Origin of the sequence: Nocardiopsis ansamitocini, from assembly GCF_030268225.1 — a bacterium.
In the GTDB taxonomy this organism is placed as follows: domain Bacteria; phylum Actinomycetota; class Actinomycetes; order Streptosporangiales; family Streptosporangiaceae; genus Nocardiopsis_D; species Nocardiopsis_D ansamitocini.
This window is the reverse complement of the sequence record NZ_BSQG01000003.1, coordinates 1-16,333: the sequence shown is the minus strand read 5'-3', so window position 1 is coordinate 16,333 and position 16,333 is coordinate 1. Positions and strand designations below refer to the sequence as shown.

General features: G+C 66.7%; 20 protein-coding genes and 1 tRNA gene. 7 read left to right on the top strand and 14 right to left on the bottom strand.

Annotation, left to right across the window (positions count from 1 at the left end):
- Positions 1–20 precede the first annotated feature (20 nt).
- Positions 21–713, top strand: a complete 693-nt coding sequence (locus QSJ59_RS09795; RefSeq protein ID WP_285758837.1) for a haloacid dehalogenase-like hydrolase — start codon at positions 21–23, stop codon at positions 711–713.
- 92 nt (positions 714–805) lie between these two features.
- Here QSJ59_RS09795 and QSJ59_RS09790 read toward each other — a convergent pair whose 3' ends face one another.
- The 7 genes from QSJ59_RS09790 to QSJ59_RS09760 form a co-directional block, all read right to left on the bottom strand.
- Entirely contained in the window at positions 806–1,402 is a 597-nt protein-coding gene (locus QSJ59_RS09790; RefSeq protein WP_285758836.1) for an Asp23/Gls24 family envelope stress response protein, read from the bottom strand.
- 6 nt (positions 1,403–1,408) lie between these two features.
- The gene (locus QSJ59_RS09785) at positions 1,409–2,014 is read right to left on the bottom strand and encodes a DUF6286 domain-containing protein (RefSeq protein WP_285759547.1); all 606 of its coding nucleotides are present in this window, start codon (positions 2,012–2,014) and stop codon (positions 1,409–1,411) included.
- A gap of 122 nt (positions 2,015–2,136) precedes the next feature.
- Positions 2,137–2,526, bottom strand: a complete 390-nt coding sequence (locus tag QSJ59_RS09780) for an Asp23/Gls24 family envelope stress response protein (RefSeq protein ID WP_285758835.1) — start codon at positions 2,524–2,526, stop codon at positions 2,137–2,139.
- Positions 2,527–2,538: 12 nt separating this feature from the next.
- Entirely contained in the window at positions 2,539–2,709 is a 171-nt protein-coding gene (locus tag QSJ59_RS09775; RefSeq protein ID WP_285758833.1) for a hypothetical protein, read from the bottom strand.
- A gap of 289 nt (positions 2,710–2,998) precedes the next feature.
- Entirely contained in the window at positions 2,999–3,316 is a 318-nt protein-coding gene (locus QSJ59_RS09770; protein WP_432707459.1) for a hypothetical protein, read from the bottom strand.
- Position 3,317: 1 nt separating this feature from the next.
- Positions 3,318–3,806 carry an Asp23/Gls24 family envelope stress response protein gene (locus tag QSJ59_RS09765; protein ID WP_285758831.1) on the bottom strand — a complete coding sequence of 163 codons (489 nt, stop codon included), beginning with the start codon at positions 3,804–3,806 and terminating at the stop codon, positions 3,318–3,320.
- A 73-nt stretch (positions 3,807–3,879) separates the two neighbouring features.
- The gene (locus QSJ59_RS09760) at positions 3,880–4,077 is read right to left on the bottom strand and encodes a CsbD family protein (RefSeq protein WP_285758829.1); all 198 of its coding nucleotides are present in this window, start codon (positions 4,075–4,077) and stop codon (positions 3,880–3,882) included.
- A 278-nt stretch (positions 4,078–4,355) separates the two neighbouring features.
- Here QSJ59_RS09760 and QSJ59_RS09755 point away from each other — a divergent pair, with 278 nt between their 5' ends.
- Both QSJ59_RS09755 and QSJ59_RS09750 read left to right on the top strand, forming a co-directional pair.
- On the top strand, positions 4,356–4,907 hold the full coding sequence (locus tag QSJ59_RS09755) for an RNA polymerase sigma factor (protein ID WP_285758828.1): 552 nt from the start codon (positions 4,356–4,358) through the stop codon (positions 4,905–4,907).
- Positions 4,898–5,338 (top strand): Asp23/Gls24 family envelope stress response protein, encoded by a 441-nt coding sequence (locus QSJ59_RS09750; RefSeq protein ID WP_285758827.1) that lies wholly within the window; start codon positions 4,898–4,900, stop codon positions 5,336–5,338. The genes QSJ59_RS09755 and QSJ59_RS09750 overlap by 10 nt, the downstream gene beginning before the upstream one ends.
- A 28-nt stretch (positions 5,339–5,366) precedes the next feature.
- Here QSJ59_RS09750 and purU read toward each other — a convergent pair whose 3' ends face one another.
- Positions 5,367–6,224 carry a formyltetrahydrofolate deformylase gene (gene purU / locus QSJ59_RS09745; RefSeq protein WP_285758826.1) on the bottom strand — a complete coding sequence of 286 codons (858 nt, stop codon included), beginning with the start codon at positions 6,222–6,224 and terminating at the stop codon, positions 5,367–5,369.
- Positions 6,225–6,396: 172 nt separating this feature from the next.
- On the opposite strand from purU, the gene QSJ59_RS09740 reads away from it, so the two are divergent.
- On the top strand, positions 6,397–7,596 hold the full coding sequence (locus QSJ59_RS09740) for an amino acid deaminase/aldolase (RefSeq protein ID WP_285758824.1): 1,200 nt from the start codon (positions 6,397–6,399) through the stop codon (positions 7,594–7,596).
- 61 nt (positions 7,597–7,657) lie between these two features.
- Here QSJ59_RS09740 and QSJ59_RS09735 read toward each other — a convergent pair whose 3' ends face one another.
- Both QSJ59_RS09735 and QSJ59_RS09730 read right to left on the bottom strand, forming a co-directional pair.
- Positions 7,658–8,056: a DUF3618 domain-containing protein gene (locus tag QSJ59_RS09735; protein WP_285758822.1), complete on the bottom strand. Its 399-nt coding sequence runs from the start codon at positions 8,054–8,056 to the stop codon at positions 7,658–7,660.
- Between the two features lie 18 nt (positions 8,057–8,074).
- Positions 8,075–9,136: a CDP-alcohol phosphatidyltransferase family protein gene (locus QSJ59_RS09730; protein WP_285758820.1), complete on the bottom strand. Its 1,062-nt coding sequence runs from the start codon at positions 9,134–9,136 to the stop codon at positions 8,075–8,077.
- A gap of 332 nt (positions 9,137–9,468) precedes the next feature.
- Here QSJ59_RS09730 and bcp point away from each other — a divergent pair, with 332 nt between their 5' ends.
- Positions 9,469–9,951, top strand: coding sequence for a thioredoxin-dependent thiol peroxidase (gene bcp / locus QSJ59_RS09725; RefSeq protein WP_285758819.1), 483 nt, complete (start codon positions 9,469–9,471; stop codon positions 9,949–9,951).
- A 258-nt stretch (positions 9,952–10,209) separates the two neighbouring features.
- Positions 10,210–10,283: transfer RNA gene (locus QSJ59_RS09720), tRNA-Leu, on the top strand.
- A gap of 59 nt (positions 10,284–10,342) precedes the next feature.
- On the opposite strand, the gene QSJ59_RS09715 is transcribed toward QSJ59_RS09720, so the two are convergent.
- From QSJ59_RS09715 to QSJ59_RS09700, 4 genes are all read right to left on the bottom strand, one after another.
- On the bottom strand, positions 10,343–11,527 hold the full coding sequence (locus QSJ59_RS09715) for a serine/threonine-protein kinase (RefSeq protein ID WP_432707471.1): 1,185 nt from the start codon (positions 11,525–11,527) through the stop codon (positions 10,343–10,345).
- A gap of 282 nt (positions 11,528–11,809) precedes the next feature.
- A complete protein-coding gene (locus QSJ59_RS09710; protein WP_285758816.1) occupies positions 11,810–13,183 on the bottom strand; it encodes a M16 family metallopeptidase in 1,374 nt (457 codons plus the stop codon).
- 54 nt (positions 13,184–13,237) lie between these two features.
- Complete coding sequence (locus QSJ59_RS09705) at positions 13,238–14,578, bottom strand: M16 family metallopeptidase (protein ID WP_285758814.1); 1,341 nt, start codon at positions 14,576–14,578, stop codon at positions 13,238–13,240.
- Positions 14,579–14,684: 106 nt separating this feature from the next.
- The gene (locus QSJ59_RS09700; protein ID WP_285758813.1) at positions 14,685–15,617 is read right to left on the bottom strand and encodes a hypothetical protein; all 933 of its coding nucleotides are present in this window, start codon (positions 15,615–15,617) and stop codon (positions 14,685–14,687) included.
- Positions 15,618–15,804: 187 nt separating this feature from the next.
- Here QSJ59_RS09700 and QSJ59_RS09695 point away from each other — a divergent pair, with 187 nt between their 5' ends.
- Positions 15,805–16,113 carry a hypothetical protein gene (locus tag QSJ59_RS09695; RefSeq protein ID WP_285758811.1) on the top strand — a complete coding sequence of 103 codons (309 nt, stop codon included), beginning with the start codon at positions 15,805–15,807 and terminating at the stop codon, positions 16,111–16,113.
- Positions 16,114–16,333: the final 220 nt, after the last annotated feature.

Sequence of the window (16,333 nt, the reverse complement as noted above, 5' to 3'; positions counted from 1 at the left end):
CACGACGGTAAGGGGCGGGCGTGGGCAAGCGGCTGGTGCTGTGGGACATCGACAAGACCCTCATCGACGTCGAGGGGATCGGGTGGTCGGTCTTCTGCACCGCCTTCACCGCCTTCAGCGGGATGCCCGACCACGTCACGACGCGCGGCCCCGGCCGCACCGAATGGCAGTGGTTCACCGACACCCTGGCGGCCAACGGCCTTTCCCATCGGGCCGACGAGTTTCCCGAGTTCCTGCGCCTGGAGGATCTGGAGTTCCGACACAACCGCGACCGGCTACGGACCCGCGGCCGGGTCCTCCCCGGCGCACGTCGGGTCCTGGAGCGCTGCGCACGCGAGTCGGACGTGGTGTCCTCGCTGCTCACTGGAAATGCCCGGGCGAACGCCCGGCACAAGCTGAATGCGTTGGGGCTGGAGCACCTCGTCGAATTCGACCTCGGCGGCTACGGCGACGACCACTGGGAGCGACCGGAGCTCGTAGAGATCGCCCAGCGACGTGTACAGGAGGCGACCGGCGTGGCCTTCGGTTCCGGCACCACGGTGCTGGTGGGTGACACCCCCAACGACGTCCGCGCCGCCCTGGAGGGCGGCGCGCAGATCGTGGCGGTGGCAACCGGACTGGCCGACGCCGCTGCTCTTCGTGCAGCGGGTGCCACCGTCGTGTTGGACGACCTGTGCGACACCGATGCTGTGCTGTCCGCGCTGCTGGGCTGACCAGTGTCCCGGGCCGCACCTGGAGAAAACGCGGCGCCGAAGGCTCCCCCCGAAGTCCTCCGGCGCCGCTTTCCAGGATGGCTTCGATCCGCTCAGACGAGCTCTCGGGCGGGGTTCTTGGCCGGTGCGGTCATTGTCATCCGCACGACAGCGGGCAACCGGTCCAATTCGAGGGAGGATCGCAGGTTCTCCAGCGCCTCACCACGGACTCGCCGCCACACCGCGGTGGCGTCGGCGTCGGCGTTGAGGGTCAGGTCGAGACGCAGGTGCGGGGAACTGCTGGACTCGGTCATCTTGACACGCGCGCGGCGTACGCCTGGGTACTCCCCGACTTCCTCTTCGAACACCCCGCGTGCCGCGCCGGCCGTCAACTCGGTGGTCCCCATCAGGGGTTCGGGTTCCATTCGCAACCGACCGACCCAGTCGACCCTGCCCTGGACCACCAACCAGCGGAGGGCGATCAGGGCGAGGACCACCGAGAGCGCCACCACCGCATAGGGCACCCATGAGGCCCTGGTGTACCGGGCGGCCGAGTCGGTGAGCAGGGGCGAACCGGCGACGCCCGTACCGAATGCGCCCAGGCCGGCGGCCAGGGCAGCGGCTCCGGCGGCCAACAGGAGGAGCCCTACGAACGCCAGTCCCCATCGGTTACCGCGCGCGGATTTGCGCGCCTTCTTACCTACCGTCATGATCGATCACGCCTTCGCGTATCGGACGCTCGCCCGAACATTGAGTTCACGGACTGGAGCCAGGTCGCCCAGCCTGCGGCGCACGGCCTCACGAACCAGGCCGGGCAATTCATCGGATCGGCGCAGCTCGGTATGAGCGCGCACGGCTACCCGGCGGCGGCCAAGCGTCACATGGGCGGAGCGCACCCCGTCCACCTCGCACGCAGCCGCGGCCAAAGCTCTGCGCAGCGCCCCTTTGGACAGTCCGACCACAAAAGCGGGATCCTCGGTGCGCAACGCCAGCCAGTGGCCACGGCCGGGCACCAACGCGAGCGAGATCAATACCAGGCCGATCAACGCCAGCACTCCCGAGGCGATCTTGACCGTCGGATCGGCCCATCGCGCGCTTCCGGCATAACCTGTGGCCCGGTCAACCGGGAGCAGACTCAACGGACTGCCCGCGAGCGCGGAGATGACCTCGACCGCGGCCAGTCCCGCCACCCCCATGATCACCGCTCCGGCAATGAAAGCCGGCCAGGAGCGGTATGGCCGGAAGGTGTGGACAGCCACGCGGTCGGCCCGCCTGGCGACAACCGGGTCCGGGCGGCTCAACGCCTCTTCTACCGTCGTCATGTCCTTTTCCAATTCCGTTCCCTGGTCGCTGCCGGTCCTTGCCATGAGCGGCCGCGCCAGTCGTTCACTCAGGGGGAAAGTCACCGGTGCGCTTCCTTTCTCGCCCTCGAAGATGTCTGCGACTAAGCCGTTCGGGCGTCGCGGACCAGTTCCGAGACCTCGATGTCCACGTGCCGGACGGTCAGCCCAGTCAGCTCCAGGACCCGTCTGCTCACCCTTTCGCGCACGTCACGCGTGGTCTGTCGAACGGGATGGGGATAGGTCACCGCAATGCTCAACCGCACCGTCACAGACGTTCCTGCTATCTTCACCTGTGCTTTTGCGGGCCTGGGACTACCTCCGAGGAGGGAACCGAGGCCGCGGTGCATACCGCGTGTTCCTTCGACCTCGTCGGCCACACGTCCCGCGATCTTGGCGACGACCGCATCAGGGATCACCGTGCGTCCGCGTTCCTCGGCGATACGCGCCCGTGGGACCGCGACCGGCGGTGCCGTGTTCATCGTTGTACTCATCGGCGCTCCCGGTCAGTTGCGCCGTGTGAACAGCTCGGCGAGGTCGATCTCGCCCTGGAACGCGCGGCCTGCCAGGAACCCGACAAGCCCGAGTACCAGTACCAGCGCGAACGCTCCGAAACCTCCGAAGGCTCCCGCCAGTCCCAATACGGATCCGAATGCCAGTCCCACAATCGGCCACATGGTGATTCCTCCTGATCAGTTGATGAGCGCGGCGTTATTTGAGGCGGCGTGCCATGGCTCGCCGCCTGCGTCTGCGCCGAAGGCTCTCGGCGATCCAACCGAATGGCCCGCGTGGCGTCCGATGCACTCCGACGGCGTCCCGGCCGGCCCCTGACGACGGCCGGGACACCGGGCCTGCGTTACCGCGTCGACCCGCGAGGCCTGCGGCAAAAGCATGGGGGTCACCGCCCAGGTCGGGATGGTTGCGTTTGACCCACTCCCGGAATTCCCTGCGCTGGTCCCGCACCTTTCACCTCTCCTCGCGTGTCTCCGGCAGCCCTGCGATCACGTCCTCGACGGACACGTGTACCGCGCGCCCCTCTGCCAGGGGTACTACTGCCGCCTGGACGTCGGCGGCGACCTCCGGCAACGGGCGCCCGTAGCGGACGACCACACCGACCTCGACAATGTCGTCGCGTACGGCCACCCCGTCCACCGTTCCCCCGGGCAACGGGGTGGCCAACGTTCCGAACGAGCCCGAGGACAGCTCGACCACGTCGGGAAGCGCCCGCACCCGTAGGGCGATTCGTGAACTCACGTGTTCCCGGGCTTCGGCGTTGGCCGGCATGTCACTGCACCCGCGGCTCGATCGGGCGGCCGGTGTCCTCTTCCTGGTCGTCCTCGTCCGGGAGGTGGATGTCGTCGATGGTGATGTTGACCTCGGTGACCTCCAGGCCGGTCATGCGCTCGACGCCATTGATGACGTTGCGGCGCACCGCCGAGGCGAGGTCGGGGATTGCCACCCCGTACTCCACGACGAGGTCGATGTCCACGGCCGCCTGACGCTCGCCGACCTCGACGGCCACTCCGCGCGAAGCAGTGCTGTTGCTGCTGGCGCCGGGAATCCGGTCACGCATCGCGCCGAAGGCACGGGCCGCACCGCCACCCATGCGGTAGACGCCACCGACCTCGCGGGCCGCCATGCCGGCGATCTTGGCGACGACGTTGTCGGCGATGGAGGTCCGACCGTTGGAGGTCACCAGTTCGCGGGAATTCCTGCTGGTGTCACGGGCGGTGGGCACCTTGCTGTTCTCCGTCTTCGTCTGCGTCTCGGTCATCGAAGGGTCTCCTCAACTCGAACAGATGGATTGTCTCGGCGGATAGACACCGAGGCTGGAGTGTGCGGGCGTTTTAGCGCTTGAAAGCGTCCTTGACCTTGTCCGCGGCCTCGCCGAGCTTGTCCTTGGCACCGTCCACTGCTTCTTTGGCCTGGGCTTTGACCTGGTCGGCTTTGCCTTCGCGCTCAAGCCCACGATTTCCGGTGGCCTTCCCAGTGGTCTCCTTGGCCTTGCCGGCGACGTCTTCGAAGCGGTTTCCCAGCTGGCCCATGGGGTTCTCTCCTATGTTTCGACATCTGCCCTAGGGGCAAATGGCCTATCGCTTTGGCGGAGTCCGCTTCTGTCGAGGTCTTCGATAGCGGTTCCTGCCGTTACATATGGAAGACACGGTTCAGCGCCCCATCCTCACGGTCGAAGTATTGTGACCTGGGTCACTTAAATCAACGACCAACACGAGGGGTCCGCCCAGCACGTCATTACCCAATGTATTTGATCAAATGCATAAAGTAGTCAATCATTGTACGTCCGAAGGATGTGGCAGGCCGCCAAATGCTCACAGAAGAGGACATTGCGGATTCCGTCCTGGTCGAACACGCCCAGGACGGCGACACCAGCGCCTTCGAACTGCTCGTCCGGCGCTACCAGAATCCCGTCTACCGGATCGCCCTGCGCGTCACCGGCAACGAGGGTGACGCCGCCGACGCCGCGCAGGAAGCGTTCATCGCCGCCTGGCGACAACTGCCCGAACTGGACAATCCGGCGACCTTCTCAGGGTGGCTCTACCGGATCGTCAGCCGGCGCGCCCTGAACTCGATCCGGTCACGACGCCCGACGTCGCCGATCGGGGAGGATGGTGCGGAGCTGCCCGACCCCTCGATTGGCCCCGAGCACCACTCGGTGGCGACCGATCTGCGCAGCGCCCTGGCCAAGGCCCTGGAAAACCTCCCCCCGCCCCAACGAGTGTGTTGGACACTGCGCGAGCTGGAAGGAATGAGTTATGAGGAGATAGCAGCGATCGTCGACGCCACACCGACTGCCGTACGCGGGCGCATCCACCGTGCCCGCACCCATCTCGTGGAGGCGCTGAAACCATGGCGGTAGAGCACACCGAGCCCGACCCCACCCTCGACTCGGCCCGCGACGAACTCAGGGAGGAACGCGTCACGGCCCCTCCCCAACTCCTCGACAACGTGATGAACACGGTTCGGCGGGAGGGGCGCTCGACGCGCGTCCTGGACGTCCCCTCGACCCGGTCTCTTCCGGACAACGGCCACACCCAGGTACGCGAGTCCGTCGCCGCGAAGATCCTGCGCATGGCCGCTGACCGGACCCCCGGGCTCCGGGTGGGGCGCTGCCAGATCGGCGAAGCCGAGACCGAGGGATACTCCGTGCGCCTCACCGTTCGCGCCGATACCGGGACCCCCATCCCCGAAGCGGCCGAGGTCCTGCGCCGGTCGGTGCTGTCGGCTGCGCGCAACCAACTCGGCTGGGTCATCGCCCGTGTGGACATCGACATCGCCGACATCGTCTGACCCCGCTCGAAGCGGGCCCACGCCGGGCCTACCGGAACACCACCGTCTTCTCTCCGTTGATGAGGATCCGGTGCTCGGCGTGCCAACCGACGGCCCGTGCCAACGCCACCGACTCCAGGTCCTGCCCCATCGCGGTCAGCTGCTCGGGGGTGGCGGCGTGGTCGACACGGGCCACCTCCTGCTCGATGATGGGCCCCTCGTCCAGATCCGCCGTCACATAGTGGGCGGTCGCCCCGATGAGCTTCACGCCACGCGCGTGCGCCTGGTGATAGGGGCGGGCTCCCTTGAAGCTCGGCAGGAAGGAGTGGTGGATGTTGATGACGCGTCCGGACATCTTCTGGCAGAGGTCCTCCGAGAGCACCTGCATATAGCGGGCCAGTACCACCAGGTCCACCTCTGCATCCTCGACCAGCTCGAGCAACCGGGCCTCCTGCGCCGGTTTGTTCTGCGACGTCACCGGAAGGTGGTGGAAGGGAAGGCCGTAGGAGTCGGCCAAGAACTCCAGATCGCGGTGGTTGGACACCACACCCGCGATGTCGATCCCCAGCAGGCCGCTGCGCTGACGGTAGAGCAGGTGGTTGAGACAGTGACCGAACCGGGAGACCATCACCAGCACCCTGGGGCGAACGTCACGCCGCCACAGGTTCCAATCCATCGAGAACTCCGCGGCGAGTCCCGCGAACGCCCCCCGAAGCGCGTCCTCGCTCACTCCCGCGTCGTCGACGCTGAACTGCACCCGCATGAAGAAGCGTCCCGTGTAGTGGTCGCCGCACTGCTGACTCTCGTCGATGTTGCCGCTGTGAGCGGCCAACAGGTTGGCCACCGCCGCAACGATTCCACGGCTGTCGGGGCACGACAGGGTCAGGACGAATTCGCGCTCGCTCATGTCTGTCAAAAGGACCTTCTCAGAGGCGGGACACCGGCTGGGAAGCAGCCGATGAGCAGGACCACCAGCCTACCCAGGCCGCTTTGGCGGCCGGGGGGAGTCCGGTAACCGCCGGCAGAGATTCCACCATCCAACATGAAAAAGTTTCACAAACGTGTGACATGCTCACACTATGAGTAGTGTTCGTGACCGCTACGAAGTAGCGACCGCACACCTGGAAGCCCCCTTCGCCATCGTCGACCTGGCGGCTATGCGCGCCAACGCCGCAGACCTCACCCGTCGCGCCGGCGGCATGCCCATCCGGGTCGCCAGCAAATCCGTCCGGTGCCGCCACCTTCTGCGCACGACCCTGGCCACCCCGGGTTATTCCGGGATCATGGCCTACACCCTCCCCGAAGCACTATGGCTGGCCGCCGACGAGACGCTGGACGGCCACGACATCCTCGTCGCCTACCCGACCGTCGACGCCCACGCCATCACCGCCCTGGGGGCCGACCCCGAGGCCGCCGCAAAGATCACCGTCGTTGTCGACAGTTCCGACCATCTGGACGTCATCACCGCTGCCGCACCCGCCCCTGCAACCCCCATCAGGGTGTGCATCGATATCGACACCAGCTGGCAACCACTCGGGCAGCGCAACCGCATCGGCGCACACCGCTCCCCTCTCCGCACCCCCGGCCAGGCCGTTGCTCTCGCACGCCTGATCAGCCGGCGCCCGGGCCTGCACCTCGACGGCATCATGGCCTACGAGGCACAGATCGCCGGAATCGGTGACGCACCCCCGGGACGCCCCGTCTACGGCCGGGTACTGCAATGGGTCCAGCAACAGTCCCAGTACGAACTCGCCCGGCGGCGGGCCCAGATCGTACGCGCGGTCAGCGAGGTCGCCCCCCTCCGCTTCGTCAACGGTGGCGGCACCGGGAGCCTGCACATCACCAGCCGCGAGCGTGCCGTGACCGAGGTCGCCGCGGGCTCCGGGCTCTACCAACCCCGCCTCTTCGACCACTACCGATCCTTCACCGGCCGACCGGCCGCCTTGTTCGCACTGCCCGTCGTTCGCCGCCCTGCTCCCGGCGTGGTCACCGCCCTCGGCGGTGGATACACCGCCTCCGGCCCGGGCGACAGCACGCGACTCCCCCAGCCCTACCTGCCGCCCGGTCTCGACTACAGCAGTACCGAGGGCGTCGGGGAAGTACAGACACCGCTCAAGGGGGCACCCGCGGACGCCCTGGCCATCGGCGACCGGGTCTGGATGCGCCACGCCAAAGCCGGCGAGCTCTGCGAACGTTTCGACCAACTTCACCTCGTCGACGGTGACGAGGTCGTGGCCACCGTCCCCACCTACCGGGGAGAGGGAAAGACCTTCCTCTAAGGCTCCGACGCAACGAGGAGGGGCCGGGGTCACCACCCCGAACCCCTCCTCGTTGGTTCGTCTAGCGCTTAGCCCGACGCCGCACCGCCACGGCGATGCCCACCGCGACGGCCAACCCGACGCCCACCCCGACGAGCAGAGCGGGCGACGGTCCACGACGCAACTCGTAGTCCGCAACCACCTCGTCCTCGCCCTTGAGCAGGATCGCGCCCTCCGGGGGCTCTACCAGGTGGCTGTCGGTACGCCGCACCGACGCGCCGGTGACCAGGGCCCGAGCTTCCTCAACCAAAAGCTCGCCGGTGTCGCGCAGCTTGCCCAGCCCACGTTTGGCCACGTTCTTGGGGTTGGCGCGGTCGGTCAGCTCATCGATCGCCCACGCAAGCCGAACCTGCGCACGCTCGATCTCGGCTTGCACAACAGCCGGGTCGCGCCGGGGTTCCTCGGGGCCCGTTGCCTCCATAAAGCCCGTTTCCTTCCGCTACCGCAGAGTCGCCTGCGATGAATCAGCGGCCGGCGTCTCGCCACCGGCCTGTCTCTCAGGCGTACGCGCAAAACTCAACGCGCCCTCGATCCCATCGACCACCCGGAAGAAATCCCGGGTGGACAACCACAGTTTATAGACGATCAGGATCTCGAACGCGAGTAGCAAAACGCCTGCCAGCACGGTCGTCCAGACAATCGCGCTCGGGGCGAAGACCGCCAGCAGAGGCGCCAGTACGAACACCGCGATCTGGAGTTCGATGCCGCTCACCAGGTGCGTTCGGATCCGGTGGGCCCGCAAGAACTCCCAGAACCGCTGATACCACGGAAAACGATGCCGAAACTCTTGGTGCAGATCCACCTTGGGCAACTGCACGTCAGGCTGTTTGCCCGCGTCCCGGTCATAGCGGTTCTCCTTCTCCGCCTGCGACCGAAGAAGCTGCTCCAGCACCGAGATTCCGTGCTTGAGCACTGCCTGCTCGCCGGTATCGCTGAGCGGCGCCCCTGGCTGCGCCGGCTCCAGCATCGACAGCGTTGCCCGGGCCCGTTCCAGGGCTGCCGCCAGGTAGGAGCGCATCTCCCGACGCATCTTGTAGACCTGGAGGGCGTTGAGATAGCGCAGCATGTCGCAGAAGACCACGACCAGTGCCATCCAGACGAACACCGTCCGTCCGGTCAGTACGTACTGGCCGCCCATCAACGCCACCGCGCACATCAGCACCCGGAACCGGTCGAAGATGTAGTCCATCCACGACCCGAACAGCGACTCCCGGTCGGTCAACCGCGCGAGCTTGCCGTCCATGCAGTCCACGAGAAAGGACACGTAGTACAGGACCGCACCCGCGATCAGGAACGGCCAGAAGCCCACCGCGAAGCATGCGGCCGCTCCCAAACCCAACAACAGCACCACGACCGTCAGCTGATTGGGCGTGATCGACGTGCGGTTGGCGATCAACCGGACGAGCCGCAGAGCGATCGGATCGATCGCCCAGACGGTCCACCAGGAATCGCGCTCCTTGCGGGTGCGATTCCTGACCTCGTCCATGGTGAAACTGGACATTGCTGGCGTACTCCTCGAAGCGGGAAAGGTGCTTCGGCCCAGTACCGGGTGCTACCGGTCCTGACGGTGCGAGTCGTTGCGGGACCCGCCCCTCACCATGATCCGGTGCCGACGCGGCATGGGCTTGGTCAACCTTAGGTGAAGATCGCCCTTCATGCGCGTCTTGGGCATGAAGCGTTTCGTTACTGCCGCCGAATCCGGACCCGGGCCCTTCATCCCGAACCGGGACAGGCCGCATCTGGCTGCCCTGCGACCCTCCCAGCAGCGCCCCACCACGCGCAATAGGCTGAACACGACAGTCCCAGGCCCCACCCCGATGAGGAGACCACGCGTTGAGCGAGTCCACCGACCGCCTCCAGCCCGGCGACACAGCGCCCGACTTCACCCTCGACGACGCCGACGGCAAACCCGTCACACTCAGCGAGGTCCTGGGGAGCCACAACCGTGTGGTGCTGTACTTCTACCCCGCGGCCATGACCCCCGGATGCACCAGCCAGGCATGCGACTTCCGCGACAACCTCCGCGCCTTCAACTCTGCCGGCCTGACCGTGCTCGGGATCTCCCCCGACACCACCGCCAAACTGGCGGCGTTCACCGAGAAGGAAGGGCTGACCTTCCCTCTTCTCTCCGACCCGGAGAAGACCGTCCTGACCGGCTACGGCGCGTTCGGTGAAAAGAAGAACTACGGCAAGATCGTCCAGGGTGTGATCCGGTCCACCCTCGTGATCGGTGCGGACCGCGTGGTCGAGAAGGCGTTCTACAACGTGAAGGCCACCGGCCACGTCGATCGGGTCAAGCGGGAACTGGGCATCTGACCCACCGGGGGCGGGGCGCAGATGACTGTTCCGCCCCCCGGGGGCGGCCACCGGGTGGGTGATCGGCCGGCCGGCAGCGTACGAAGAACGCCGCTCGATGTCGGCTGCCCTGTCCGCAGCCGAACGGCTCATCCGGAGAAGCACGTGCGACAGGGGCCGGAGAATTTGCGTTTGCGCACCCCCAACTGCCACTCTTCAGACGGACGGTTTTGTCGTCGCGCCCGCGACCGGAGAAGACGACCGGACAGCCAGCTACAGAGGGCCGTAGTCCAATAGGTAGAGACACACGATTTAGGTTCGTGCCAGTGCGGGTTCGAGTCCCGTCGGCCCTACAAAGGACCCTGGTGGGGTGGAGGAGCAGGCTTCCTCCACCCCACCCGTACGTTTGCCGTTACCGAAGAACCAGCGCCCACAGGATGACTGCGAGCAGCGCCACTACCCCCGCTGCCACACCGATGATGACCGGAACGGCACTCTTGCTGCGATGCTTGCCCGAACTGGTCAGCCCGAGGGTGTCGGTGGACTCCCGGATCGAGGTGAGCAGGGCACTCACCGATTCCGGACGATGGCGCTGGAGCGCGTCGGAGACATGCGCGACCTGGTCGTGCAGGTTGTTGCGCAGGGCCTCTGCCCCCGCTTTCAGCGCGACGGGTATCGCTTCGGCCGCTGACTGATCCGACTCGTTGCGTGCCTCGGTCTCTGCCGCCGACTTCGCGGCTGTCTCCGGGCTGGTCTCGGGTGCCCAGGGGGCGAGTGAAGCGATGCGCAGCATCGCGGTGGCACTGTCCGCGGTCAGGCGCGCCTCGGGATCGACCCGCAGCAGGCCGGCCAACACCGGGGCGAGCGGTCCCGCGTTGGCAGCCGGCTCAGGCTCTTCCAGATCGTCGCCGCGCAGAATGGCGATGTAGCCCTTGCGGTTGTAGGGCGGGTGGCCCTCGACCGCGGCGTACAGGGTCGCACCCAATGACCACAGGTCCGAGGAAGGCCCGACTGGGCCGGCCTTTGCGCGCTCCGGCGGGATGTAGGAGGGCGAGCCGATGATTCGGCCCGAACTGCTCAGCGCCGACTCACCGGTCCAGGCTGCCAGCCCGAAGTCGGTCAGGACGACCCTGCCCTGATCGCTGATCATGACGTTCTCGGGCTTGACGTCGCGGTGGACGATCCCCTCGTCGTGTGCAGCTTTCAACGCGCTGATCAGTTGCAGACCGATCTCGGCCACGCGTGGATAGGGAAGAGGCCCGGCGAGGTCGACGATCTCGGCGAGTGTGCGCGCCACGACCAGTTCCATCACGATCCACGGCCGGCCGTCCTCGTTGACGACGTCCAGCACGGTGACAACGTTGGGATGGGTCAGGCGACCGGCGACCCGGGCCTCTCGGGTGGTGCGGCGCAGCAGCGAACTGCGCTCGGCCTCGGTCAGGTCATCGGGCAACCGAAGTTCCTTGACCGCGACCTCGCGGTCGAGGACGACGTCGGTGGCGCGCCAGACGGTACCGACCCCGCCGCGCCCGATGGGTTCGGTCAGGGTGTATCGCCCCGCGAGGATGCGTTGCTCCTCGGGGGCGTCGTCGACCACAACCGGGCGCGACGAATCCGGCGGCTGGGAGTCCTGCCGCTCTGCTGGGGGTTCTATGGAGGACACGACTCTTACAGGATCAGCTCACGGGCCATGCTGGCCTCCTGCGGGCGGTTGCGGCGGCGGTGGCGTCGGGGCATAGACGCACCACTCGTTATACCAACGTCTGAAGACATTAGAGCAGGTGGTTGGAACATCACAGTCACTTAGGTTCGGTTTCGTTATCTCCCGCGGACTGTGTCACATGCCGCGCTTTCCCTCTCCTTTGCCTGATTTTGCCATTCAGGGGGTGGTGGAACCAGGTACGGCCCAAAGCGTCTCGGGATCGCGAACCTCAACCGGTCCGAATCCGGTCTCGGCGAGCGGCTCCCGAAGGGTCTCGGCGTCTCCCGCGACGATGACGACGGACTCCTGCGGGTGCAGGTAATCGCGGGCGGCCTGCTGGAGATCGTCGGCGGTGAGCCGCTCGAACCCTGCACGCAGCCGGTCCACATGGTCCTCGGGCAGATCGTGCACGACGGACTCGACGAGGGCACCGGCCAGACGGCCGGCTGTGGAATAGCTCACCGGAAGACCGACCGTGTTGGACTCGCGCACCGCGGCGAGCTCGCCCTCGGTCGCACCCTCGTCCTTCAACTTGGCGATCTGCTCTAGCGTGGCGGTGATCGAATGCGCCGTGGTGGGCGCCTCGACCTGGGTGCTGATCACGAAGACACCGCTGTCGCGACGCAGATCGAAGCGGCACCCGACACCATAGGTGTAACCCAGGCGTTCGCGCAGTTCCATGTTGAGGCGAGAGGTGAACATCCCGCCCAGCACGTCACTCATCCCTTCGACCTTGGGCAGGTCGACCTGGGAGCGCGCCGGAGCCCGGTGCGCCAGGATCAGTGCGGACTGCACGGAGCCGGGGCGGTCCAGGAGAAGAATACGCGGCAGGTCCCCCGGGGCGGGATCCGGAGCAACGGTGTGGCGGGCCGGCGTGGCGAGGGCGTCACCGAACACGGTCCTTCCGAGGGCTTCCAGATCAACGCCCGAAAGGTCACCGACCACAACGAGGGTGCCCGCGACGGAGGCCACGGAGTCGGCGTGGAACCGGCGCACGTTTTCAGGCGTGAGTTCGTGCAGTCCTGCCGGCCCTCCGCTGAGAGGCGTGGCGTAGCGGCCGGTGAAGAGCTGGCCCCCGATGGAACGCGCGGCCAGGGTGGAGGCGACCGACGCCTCCAGCCAGAAGCTCTCAATGAGCTGGTCACGGCGACGGACGATGTCTTCGTCACGCAGAGCGGGAGTGCGCAGAGCCTCGGCGAACAGCCCAACGGCGTCGGCGATGCGGTTGGCCGGAGCATCAACACCGGTGATGAAGCTGTCCCAGCCGATCCGGGACACCCACTCCGCGCCGTGGCGTTCCAGCGAAGGCGCCAGCGAGCTGTTGCCGTGGATGCCGTCCTCAAGGGCTTCGTTGGTCAGCGCGGCGACACCCATGAGATCGGCCGGTTCGCTGATGCCACCGGCCGGCTGGACGAGCCGGATGGCGGCGTAGGGCTGGCCGGGAATATCGATGGCCACGACAGTGCCGCCCCCGACCTGAAGGCGCTGGGGCTTGGGGAAGGTGTAGCGCGTGGGCTCACCGAGCACTGGGCGGGTCTGGAGGTTGCTCAAGACGGATCTTCCTCTACATCAGGATGCGCGTTGGGCTGATACAGCGGCGACGGATCAGGCGTCGGCGTCCGGGGCCTCTTCGTCCTCGAAACGGACCGAGAGGCGATTCTCCGGAGTGAGAAGACGCTTGGCGTACTCCACGACTTCGTCGGTGCTGATGGCGGCCCAACGTTGCGGCCAGGTGTAGACGAGGGTGGGGTCGTCGAACAGCTGCGTGCAGCTGCCGAGGGAGTCCGCGAGCCCTCCGGGAGTGGAGATCGACTGGAGGTGGTCGCGCTCCAGAACGGCGCGGGCCCGCTCCATCTCCTCCTCGCTGATGCCGTCGGCCAGGGTCGAGATCTCGTCGAGCATGGCCTCCTCCAGCTGGTCGCCGGTGACGCCGTCCCTGGCGATCATGCTCACGAAGAACAGGCCGGGGGTGTAACGGAAATTGACCAGGTCGGCTGCCGAACCACCGTCGTCGTTGGCGAGGCCGCGCTCGACGACGAGCCTGCGGTAGAGCCGACTGCCCTGTCCTTGGCCGAGTACGGCGGAGGCCAACTGCATGATGTCGAACTCGCGCGTGCCGTAGGCGGGGACCCGGTAGATGAGGAAGACCGCGGGCGCGGGGACGTTCTCGGTGACGACCTCGCTCTTGGGCCCGCCGATGGGTCCTTCCAGGGTGGCGTCGGGCGCCTCGGCGATGACGTCGCGCGCAGGGATGCCGCCGAAATAGTGCTTGACCCGCTCGTGCACGTCGTCGGGGTCGAGGGCACTGACCACGGTGAGGACCAGGTTGTCCGGACCGTAGTGCGCCTTGTGGAAGGAGAGCACGTACTCGAGGTCGGCAGCGTCCAGGTCCGCCATGGAACCGATAGTCGGGTGATGGTAAGGATGCCCCGGCGGGTAGGCGTGGGAAAGGATGCGCTCGAAGGCAGTTCCGTAGGGGATGTTGTCGTAGCGCTGGCGACGCTCGTTCTTGACGACGTCGCGCTGGTTGTCCAGGACTTCCTGCCCCATTCCCTCGCGCAGGGTGGCGAGACGGTCGGCCTCCAGCCACAGGGCGAGGTCGAGGGCGTGTTCGGGAACCGTCTCGTAGTAGTTGGTGCGGTCACTCGAAGTGGAGGCGTTGATGTCGCCGCCCAGTCGCTCGATCGCATCGAAGTGGTCCCCCTTGGGGACGTTGCCACTTCCCTGGAACATCAGGTGTTCGAAGAGGTGCGCGAACCCGGTGCGGCCCGGGACCTCGTGCCTGGAGCCGACCCCGTACCAGAGGTTGACGGCGGCCACCTGACCGGTTGCGGCCGGAGCAATCACCAACCGGAGTCCATTGTCCAGGGTGTGCTGCGTGATCTGCTTAGCCGCGCCGTTGGTCGTCGTCACCAGTCTTTGCACCCCTTGCTGAACGGATGTCATGCGGAGCTTCGAGCCTATGCCCTCGGCCGAGCGTGCGGGTACCGGCCCGCTCACTCAATGCCACGTTATGTGCACGGGCGGAAACGCGGGGTGTGAAACGTGGGTTTCAGGACCGATTCCATACTTCCCCCGGGTCGGGGACCGGGAATTCAAGGGTGTCCCCCCAGTCGGTGAAGGTGAGATCCACGTGAGCCGGACCGTCCTCGCTTTTCATCTGCACGATCACCGCAACGGGCAGATAGTCGTCATCGACCCACAGTGTGAAGGTGATCTGCCGGACCCCCTGGGCGGACAGGTCCTGTAGCACTCGCCATGCGCCTCCCGTACCGCTCACGTTGTTCATGCCGTCCACGACTGAGAAGGTCGCCCGGTGGCCACGGCCGGTCACCCCGTTCACGGTGCGCCGACCGGAGGGAAGAAGCTCGCTGGAGGCGGCGATCATGCTCCAGTCCCGGATCCCCGAGATCGCACGGATGGCCTCGGAGTAGAGGGCCCTGGGCTCGGGCGGGTCCTCGAAGTCCGCACGTGAACGGCCGACCCACTCGGCCCCCGAAGGAAGGCCGTCGGTGGTCGGTGGCTTGAGAAAGAACCTGTCACCCACCGCAACGGCCTGTGCTGCGTAATCGTCACCGCTCCTGCTGCGCATGTCGAGGTCCGCGGTGAAGTCGATGGAGTCTTTTGCGTGGAAGACGTAACCACCGCTGGCCTCTGCCCTGCGGATACCGCCGAGGGAAGCGGTCGCCTGGTAGCGGACGGTCTCTCTGGTCAGTACCGCCCGTTGGATCGCGGACACCAGGTCGCCGGGTGTCTCGGGCGGGGCGTCCGGGGCGGGGATGGGGGTGTCGGGGTCCCCTTCGACCGGACCGGGGTCGGGGGCCGGAGGGCTCGGGGAATCCCCCCCTTGCGGGGGCGCCCCGCTCGGAGGGGCCTGCGTCTGCGATGAACCGGGATCGTCTTGGGGGGCGGAAACGCATCCGGAGAGCGCGCACAGCACCAGGAAAGCGGCGGCACCCGCCGCCGTGGAGCGCTGGAGGGCCATGGCGCTATATGTTCCCAAACCTCCCGGGGGCACACCGTCAATGACGGTGCGGCGAGGACCGGTTTCCCTTATCCCGCCGCGGTTGCGGGCCTCCGGGGCTCTCAGCAGGAGGCTTTCCCGCCCTGGAGCCGGCCCGGGGATCTGCGTGGAAGAAGTTACGCCGTGGCACTACGGGTAAGGGAGGGGAATGAGTGCAGATCTCGACCGACTCGACACCGACGAACTTCGGCGGCGCGCTGTCGCCCTGGCCCGTGAGCGATGGGACGCGACCTACCTCTGGGAACTGGTGCAAAGCATTCCGGCTGCGGAGGCCGCCACCGGTCGTCAAGAAGCCGGGGAGACCGGTGCGCTGAAGGCATCCAATCTGTTCAGCGAACTGATCGCCGAACGCGAAGGCGATCACGAATTGCGCGAGGCGCTGCGTCCGGTCTATCTGGACTACCTTGAACGGCACGAAGGTTCTCGGGAAAACCCGCGCGACAGCCCTTCGGCCTGACCGGGCCGATTGACGTCCGGTTACTGGTTCTTCCTTCGTACTGGTTGTGCGGAGGAAGAACCGGAGCGGCCCGTTCCGATATTTTCTCGATTTCCCCCACAAATGCGGAAGGGCTCGCCCAGCCACCCCCACAAGAGGCAACCAAACGAGCCCAACCAACATCAATTACGGCGGCGTCCTACTCTCCCACCCCAGCAAGGAGGCAGTACCATCGGCGCTG

Coding starts and splice junctions, on each gene's coding strand:
- QSJ59_RS09740 (WP_285758824.1), top strand. CDS start 6,397: ATGAGTAGTGTTCGTGACCGCTACGAAGTAGCGACCGCACACCTGGAA.
- QSJ59_RS09695 (WP_285758811.1), top strand. CDS start 15,805: ATGAGTGCAGATCTCGACCGACTCGACACCGACGAACTTCGGCGGCGC.
- QSJ59_RS09755 (WP_285758828.1), top strand. CDS start 4,356: ATGCTCACAGAAGAGGACATTGCGGATTCCGTCCTGGTCGAACACGCC.
- QSJ59_RS09775 (WP_285758833.1), bottom strand. CDS start 2,709: ATGTGGCCGATTGTGGGACTGGCATTCGGATCCGTATTGGGACTGGCG.
- QSJ59_RS09780 (WP_285758835.1), bottom strand. CDS start 2,526: ATGAGTACAACGATGAACACGGCACCGCCGGTCGCGGTCCCACGGGCG.
- QSJ59_RS09735 (WP_285758822.1), bottom strand. CDS start 8,056: ATGGAGGCAACGGGCCCCGAGGAACCCCGGCGCGACCCGGCTGTTGTG.
- purU (WP_285758826.1), bottom strand. CDS start 6,224: ATGAGCGAGCGCGAATTCGTCCTGACCCTGTCGTGCCCCGACAGCCGT.
- QSJ59_RS09705 (WP_285758814.1), bottom strand. CDS start 14,578: ATGACATCCGTTCAGCAAGGGGTGCAAAGACTGGTGACGACGACCAAC.
- QSJ59_RS09760 (WP_285758829.1), bottom strand. CDS start 4,077: ATGGGCCAGCTGGGAAACCGCTTCGAAGACGTCGCCGGCAAGGCCAAG.
- QSJ59_RS09750 (WP_285758827.1), top strand. CDS start 4,898: ATGGCGGTAGAGCACACCGAGCCCGACCCCACCCTCGACTCGGCCCGC.
- QSJ59_RS09700 (WP_285758813.1), bottom strand. CDS start 15,617: ATGGCCCTCCAGCGCTCCACGGCGGCGGGTGCCGCCGCTTTCCTGGTG.
- QSJ59_RS09790 (WP_285758836.1), bottom strand. CDS start 1,402: ATGACGGTAGGTAAGAAGGCGCGCAAATCCGCGCGCGGTAACCGATGG.
- QSJ59_RS09770 (WP_432707459.1), bottom strand. CDS start 3,316: ATGCCGGCCAACGCCGAAGCCCGGGAACACGTGAGTTCACGAATCGCC.
- QSJ59_RS09730 (WP_285758820.1), bottom strand. CDS start 9,136: ATGTCCAGTTTCACCATGGACGAGGTCAGGAATCGCACCCGCAAGGAG.
- QSJ59_RS09765 (WP_285758831.1), bottom strand. CDS start 3,806: ATGACCGAGACGCAGACGAAGACGGAGAACAGCAAGGTGCCCACCGCC.
- QSJ59_RS09785 (WP_285759547.1), bottom strand. CDS start 2,014: ATGACGACGGTAGAAGAGGCGTTGAGCCGCCCGGACCCGGTTGTCGCC.